The organism is Maribacter sp. (assembly GCF_039968975.1).
Lineage (GTDB): Bacteria > Bacteroidota > Bacteroidia > Flavobacteriales > Flavobacteriaceae > Maribacter.
Genome location: NZ_JBDVOT010000182.1, coordinates 1 through 6,400, shown reverse-complemented (window position 1 = coordinate 6,400; position 6,400 = coordinate 1). Strand labels below are relative to the sequence as shown.

Annotated in this window: 7 protein-coding genes and 1 pseudogene; 4 read left to right on the top strand and 4 right to left on the bottom strand. The window is 32.5% G+C overall.

All coding sequences use genetic code 11. From position 1 onward, the window contains the following. From ABJI11_RS12195 to ABJI11_RS12180, 4 genes and pseudogenes are all read right to left on the bottom strand, one after another. Positions 1–211, bottom strand: a pseudogene (locus tag ABJI11_RS12195) (NADP-dependent oxidoreductase); the annotation flags it as partial. A gap of 238 nt (positions 212–449) precedes the next feature. Further along, the gene (locus ABJI11_RS12190) at positions 450–1,844 is read right to left on the bottom strand and encodes an NAD-dependent succinate-semialdehyde dehydrogenase (protein ID WP_348352513.1); all 1,395 of its coding nucleotides are present in this window, start codon (positions 1,842–1,844) and stop codon (positions 450–452) included. Between the two features lie 21 nt (positions 1,845–1,865). After that, positions 1,866–2,606, bottom strand: coding sequence for an SDR family oxidoreductase (locus ABJI11_RS12185; RefSeq protein ID WP_348352511.1), 741 nt, complete (start codon positions 2,604–2,606; stop codon positions 1,866–1,868). Between the two features lie 355 nt (positions 2,607–2,961). Next, complete coding sequence (locus ABJI11_RS12180) at positions 2,962–3,882, bottom strand: AraC family transcriptional regulator (protein ID WP_348352508.1); 921 nt, start codon at positions 3,880–3,882, stop codon at positions 2,962–2,964. A gap of 144 nt (positions 3,883–4,026) precedes the next feature. Here ABJI11_RS12180 and ABJI11_RS12175 point away from each other — a divergent pair, with 144 nt between their 5' ends. The 4 genes from ABJI11_RS12175 to ABJI11_RS12160 form a co-directional block, all read left to right on the top strand. After that, positions 4,027–4,656 (top strand): alpha-ketoglutarate-dependent dioxygenase AlkB, encoded by a 630-nt coding sequence (locus tag ABJI11_RS12175; protein ID WP_348352506.1) that lies wholly within the window; start codon positions 4,027–4,029, stop codon positions 4,654–4,656. 60 nt (positions 4,657–4,716) lie between these two features. Then, the gene (locus ABJI11_RS12170; protein WP_348352504.1) at positions 4,717–5,016 is read left to right on the top strand and encodes a putative quinol monooxygenase; all 300 of its coding nucleotides are present in this window, start codon (positions 4,717–4,719) and stop codon (positions 5,014–5,016) included. A gap of 211 nt (positions 5,017–5,227) precedes the next feature. Continuing rightward, positions 5,228–5,887 carry an oxygen-insensitive NAD(P)H nitroreductase gene (gene nfsB / locus ABJI11_RS12165; protein WP_348352501.1) on the top strand — a complete coding sequence of 220 codons (660 nt, stop codon included), beginning with the start codon at positions 5,228–5,230 and terminating at the stop codon, positions 5,885–5,887. 254 nt (positions 5,888–6,141) lie between these two features. After that, positions 6,142–6,400: ferritin-like domain-containing protein (locus ABJI11_RS12160; RefSeq protein ID WP_348352498.1), on the top strand; the 259-nt coding region annotated here is incomplete at its 3' end.

The window sequence follows — 6,400 nt, the reverse complement described above, 5'->3', positions numbered from 1 at the left end:
AACTAATTGGCTCACCGACTTTAAATGGCGGTACGTAAGATTTGGCATCACTCATTCTACCACGTAAGTAGGGATCAACAGATATATAATTAGCCTCTAATAGAATTTCTCCATCAGAGATAGTAAGATTATCGTCTAATTCTTCAAATTCAAAATCTGAAAGGGTAGGAGTACCTACCGGACGTTGTTTTAAATTAATTGACTTATTCATAAATTATTTGTTTAAATTTATATTATTGATTTACAACTACATACAAGTAATATTGCAACTAAATAGTTAACTCTTACATTACTGGAAGTAGTTATAATTATTATTTCATTTTTAAATGCATATCAAAGGTATTACAAAAAAGAATGAACATTCATTTTTTAACATAGCTTTATAAAACTAGTTCATCTTCATATAAAAAAAAGCATCTCTAGAGATGCTTTTAAATGCTTGCTGTGATTTATTGCGTTAGGGTAATGGCTTTCACATTAACAAATTCCTTCATACCAAAACCGCCATGTTCTCTTCCATATCCAGAATCTTTAACACCACCAAAGGGCATCATAGGGTTAGCTAAACCAAAAGAATTTATAAATACCATACCCGTATCAAAATGCTTTTCCGCTAATTCAATTGCTTCATCAACATCTTTAGAAAAGATTCCGCCACCTAAACCAAATCTGCTATCATTAGCAATACGCATAGCATCTTCATTATCTTTTGCTTTAATTAATGAAGCAACCGGTCCAAATAATTCATCATCGTACGCTGGCTGACCTGGCGATACGTTACCCAACACAGTAGCAGGGTAGAAGTAACCTTCCCCTTCAGGAATTTTTCCTCCACATAATATTTCTGCTCCTTTATCTACACTTTCCTCAAGTTGTTCATGAATCTTTTTTCTTAAATCTTTACGAGCCATTGGTCCTAATTCAGTTTCTTTTTTCTTAGGGTCTCCAATTTTCAAAGCGTTCATTGCTTTCACGAACTTTTCTTTGAACTCATTGTATACTTTTTCAGTAGCCACAAATCTCTTGGCGGCTATACAGGTCTCTCCATTATTGTAGATTCTACCCATAACACTTTTTTCTACAGCCAAATCAATATCGGCATCATCTAGCACCAAATAAGCATCATTACTACCAAGCTCAAGCACTGTCTTTTTCAATTGTGCACCAGCCAATTCACCAATTTTTTCTCCTGCAACAGGGCTACCTGTTAAGGTTACACCTCTAATTAATTTGTGTTTTATGATTGTATTAGACTGGTCATGATCAATTACCATCACATTAAATAAATCCTCTGGTAGACCTGCCGTATCAAAAATAGATTTCAATAATTTTGCCGTACCGGTAACATTAGACGCGTGTTTTAATAGAATACTATTACCTGCCATTAAGTTTACAATGGTGTACCTTAACACTTGATAACTAGGGTAGTTCCATGGTTGAATACCATATATTATTCCCATTGGTGAATATGTTATAATTCCTCTACCACCGTCTTCTAAATCTCTTTCTTCATTCTTTAAAAACTCTGGAGCATTCTCCGCTGAATAATCACAAATAGAAGTACACAAATCTACCTCATGTTCACTTTGTGATAAAAGTTTTCCCATTTCATCTGTCATTAATTCTGCCAGCTCCTTCTTATAATTTTGAAGTTCTTTACCAATAGATTTAATAATTTCTCCGCGTTCTTCAATAGATTTCATTTTCCATTTCAAGAATGCTTTATGAGAGTTTTGTATACTTTTCTCTACCTGATCATCTGTCATATAGGCATAAGAAGAAATTTCTTTACCGGTAGTAGGGTTAATTGTTTTGAATGTATCTTGTTTTGTTGTCGTTGACATATCTCTTTTTTTTAATTTATATTACTGTTGTTCACTTGGCACCAAATAAACATCGTTGATGTTCACTCTTTCTGGTTGGGTCAACACATAGTAAATGGAGTTAGCAATATCTTCCGCTTCAAGCGTTTCCATCTTTTGCATTTCCTTCATTTTATCTTTAATATCTTCATCGGTTATAGTACTCGTTAAATTGGTTGCAACTGCACCTGGCTCAATTGATGTTATATTGATACCATATTTAGGTGCCAACTCTTGACGTAAACCTTCTGAAAACATTTTTACTGCAGATTTTGTAGCGCAATACACCGCACCACCAGGAAAATATCTATTAGCAGCCATTGATGAAATATTAACGATGTTACCACCATTATTTTCTTTTAGTTCTGGCAATACCGCTGCAACCCCGTTGAGTACTCCCTTTATATTGACATCTACCATTTTATCCCATTCATCTGTCTTTAATTTATCCACAAATGAAAGTGGCATTAAGCCTGCATTATTTATAAGTCCGGTTATTTTACCAAATTCCTTTTTTGTCTTAGAAACTACATTCTCGAAATCATCTTTTACGGTTACATCACCGGTGGCAACCAAAGCTTCCCCACCTTTATTGGTGATATCAGATTTAAGTTCATTTAACTCATCTTCACTTCTTGCCATTAAGACTACTTTTGCTCCGTTTTCTGACAATTTAAGTGCTGTTGCTCTACCAATTCCGCTAGATGCACCAGTTATAATTATTACTTTATCTTCTAATTTCATTGCGTTTTATTTTGATTCGAAACTAAAATTACTAGGTGTAGAAGGACTCTTTTGACTAGATTAAATGAAGTATTGACGGATATGGAATTGAGATAAGATTGAAATTTTACGAGTCAAAAATTCTTCGAAATCGAACTTTCTAGTAAGTACAACCAGATGTTACACTAGGAATGTGATGAATGCTATTGTTATTAACAGAAGAGTGTATTCAGAGGTCATGTAGTATATGACTGTATGATGTAAAAAGATGTCCGCAACAATCCTTTTAATTATTCAACACCTTAAAAGGTAGTAAACAGATAATTTTCGACGTTTAAATATCGCCAGTAAAAGAATTGGTCAAAATAAAAGATGTTTAAGCACTTGCAGTTGGTGAACAAGATGCTCTTTTTAATAACATATATTCTCCCTTTGTTTTAAAATCACGAATAGAAGAGCCTGTATAGCGCTTAAATGTTTTTGAAAGATGACTTACGTCTGTAAAACCTAAATCATCTGCAATTTGAGTTAGCGTGTAATCTGAATTTAAAAGACGGATTTCTACAAGCTTCAACTTTGCTTTAATGATGTATTCGCGTAAAGACATGTTCACTTGTTTTTTAAAATACTCACTAACGTATGTAGGTGACATCATAAAAACATCGGCTAAATTTTCTACCTTCAATAATTCTGTTTTATCAATATTAGAATTTATATAGGTCAACATTTTAGTAATTCTATCATCAGAATTGTTCTTTGGTAACTCAAAGTAGCTGCTGTTTTTTATATTACGAATAAGGATTTCTAATATGCAGGTCATTAAACTCGTGACAAGGTTTATAGATTGCTCACCATAATTTCTAGATTCTTGCAGAATCATATCAATCAGCTTTTCTAAATAGTCTCGGTCTAATTCATTTTTAATGATATCTCCAGGTAATTGATTATAATTGGATAAAATATACGAAGCTTCTTTAAACCATTCATTTCTATCTATTGCCAACTTATTGGCATTCTTAAAAAATGAATCGGTAAACTTTAAAAACACAAATTTGGTAGGTTTCTCTATGGTAAAAGAATGACATTTTAAGGGCGGCAACAGAAATATACTATCCTTACTATAGGCATAATAACTATAGTTAATGCACTGTGTACCTTTTCCATCCTTAATTAATACTAGTTCAAAAAAATTGTTTTTAACCGGACGTTGTTTCCAATTCGTTAATTCAACTTCTTGTATCTCAAAAGGTTTATAAGCTTCTAATACTTGCATTTTAGTAACTAATAGGTGATTCATAAACGAAACTAAGGTAAAATTATAATTTTCAATAAACTTTAACCTTTATTAATACCACAGTAGCCTATATAATCAACATAAAATACAGACTCAACCTAGTATCTTTGTATAATACCTAATACTTATCAGATTTATTTTAACTAGATGGAATTTTTTAATCAAACAGATTTATTTTCTACGGAAGAGGTTCGCAAAATGGTATATGACTTACCGGGTGCAAATGTTATTTTATTTGAAAATTTCTTTAGCATTGAGGAAAGCAATAAACTGTTCAATAGATTATTAGAAAGCACGCCTTGGCAGCAAGAACAAATTACTATTCATGGTCAACTAGTAGATTACCCAAGGCTTACTGCTTGGTATGGTGACATTAATAAAGACGTTCAATATACCAATACCAAAAGTAAAATACACTTGTGGAATGACGATTTACTATTTATCAAAGAGCGAATAGAGCAGGAGGTAGACGTTAAATTTACGCGCTGTTTACTCAATTACTATCGTGACGGGAAAGATAGTGTAGATTGGCATCAAGATTATAAAAGTGACCAACGTAAGAACACTGTTATTGCTTCGGTAACATTTGGAGCTACCAGACCTTTTCAATTAAAACATGTGTCTCGTAAAGATTTAGATCGCGTAGATATTCCTTTAGCACATGCTAGTCTATTAGTTATGCAAGGTGCCACGCAAGAAAATTGGAAACATAAAATTCCAAAAACAACAAAACAAATACCACCAAGAATTAACCTAACCTTTAGGTGGATCAGCTAACCTTTTAGCTATCAATCATTATATTTATACTTTAATACATTAACGCTTTTGAAACATCCGATGAAAAAATCATACTTGACCCTCGTAGTACATATTTTAGTAAAAGAAGAATTTAGAGAAGAGATAAAAACCGAATTGCTGAAACTTGTAGGTCCTACTAGAGGTGAAGAAGGTAATATAGCTTACGATCTGCATCAAGACAACGACAACCCAAATTTATTTTTGTTTCATGAAAAATGGGTAAATCAAGATTACCTGAACAAACATTCTCAAAGTGACCACATTGCTGCCTACAGGCTTGTTTCTAAAGATAAGTTAGAGAATGTCTCTGCCTATAAAATGACAGAGCTAACAGCATAAACTAGTAATAATAAAGGCTTAATTATTAATTTAACTATTGAAAACCGTTGATTTTAATGGTTTAAGACTCTTTTTGGCAGAATTTTAATAAACATCCTTTAAAAAACCTTCATTTATACCTATTTCACCTTTTTTTATACAGCAAATAGACCCTTATACTCTTTTATCTTTGTGTTGACAAAAATACAATCAACATATTAAAAAGATAAAAATGAATTTAACGGAAACATTAAACTGGAGATACACCACTAAGGAATACGACACCAACAAAAAAATATCTGATGCAGATATGGCAGAAGTTAAAAACCTGCTTAGAATGAGTCCTTCTAGTGTAAACTTACAACCTTGGCATTTTATAGTTGCCGAAACTACTGAGGGTAAAGACCGAATTGCAAAGGGTGCGGAAGGATTTTATCATTTTAACAAACCCAAAATAACGAATGCTTCTGCCGTTGTTTTGTTCTGCTCAAGAACAAGTGCAGATGACGCCTATTTTAAACACCTTTTAGAGGTTCAAGATAAGGATGGTAGATTTCCAAACGATGATGTTAAAAACGGATTGTACGGAGCCATGAATGCCTTTGCCGATATTCATAGATACGATTTAAAAGATTTGCAACACTGGATGGAGAAGCAGGTATACCTCAATATTGGTAGCTTTTTATTAGGTGTCGCTAACTTAGGTATTGATGCTACACCAATGGAAGGTTTAGACATGAAAGCCCTTGACGAAGAATTTGGGTTAAGAGAAAAAGGCTTTACAGCTATTACGGCAGTATCAATTGGTTACAGAGCAGAATCTGATTTCAATTCTACCGATAAAACTCCAAAATCTAGATTGCCAGAAAGTGAAATTTTCACGATTATTTAATTCATAAGGAAGATAAATTTAGATGAATATATGAGCGCTAGATATTAATATTTTAGTGCTCATCTCATAAAACTTCTCGTATATTTTTGATAATCTAAATTCAATTACTTTGTTAAAACAACAGTGCAAATTACCTTAAATGAGCTCAATAAAATAAAATGATAACCCCTTAGATGTCAATGTTTGTTTAAATAAAATGTACCTAGTAATTTTATGTGAAAGCATAATTTTAACACTAAAAACAAGCATATATAATGAAAACAAATATTGGAATTACCGAGGAGAATAGATCAAAAATTGCCGAACATTTATCTACCATATTGGCAGATGAATATGTGTTATATACAAAAACACTTAGAGCACATTGGAATCTAGAAGGTATTGATTTTCACACAAAACATGTATTTTTTGAGGATCATTATAATGCCATAAAAGAATATATTGACGGGGTTGCTGAACGTATTAGAAAAATAGGTCATTACGCACCAGGTACTTTAAAACAGTTTTTACAAT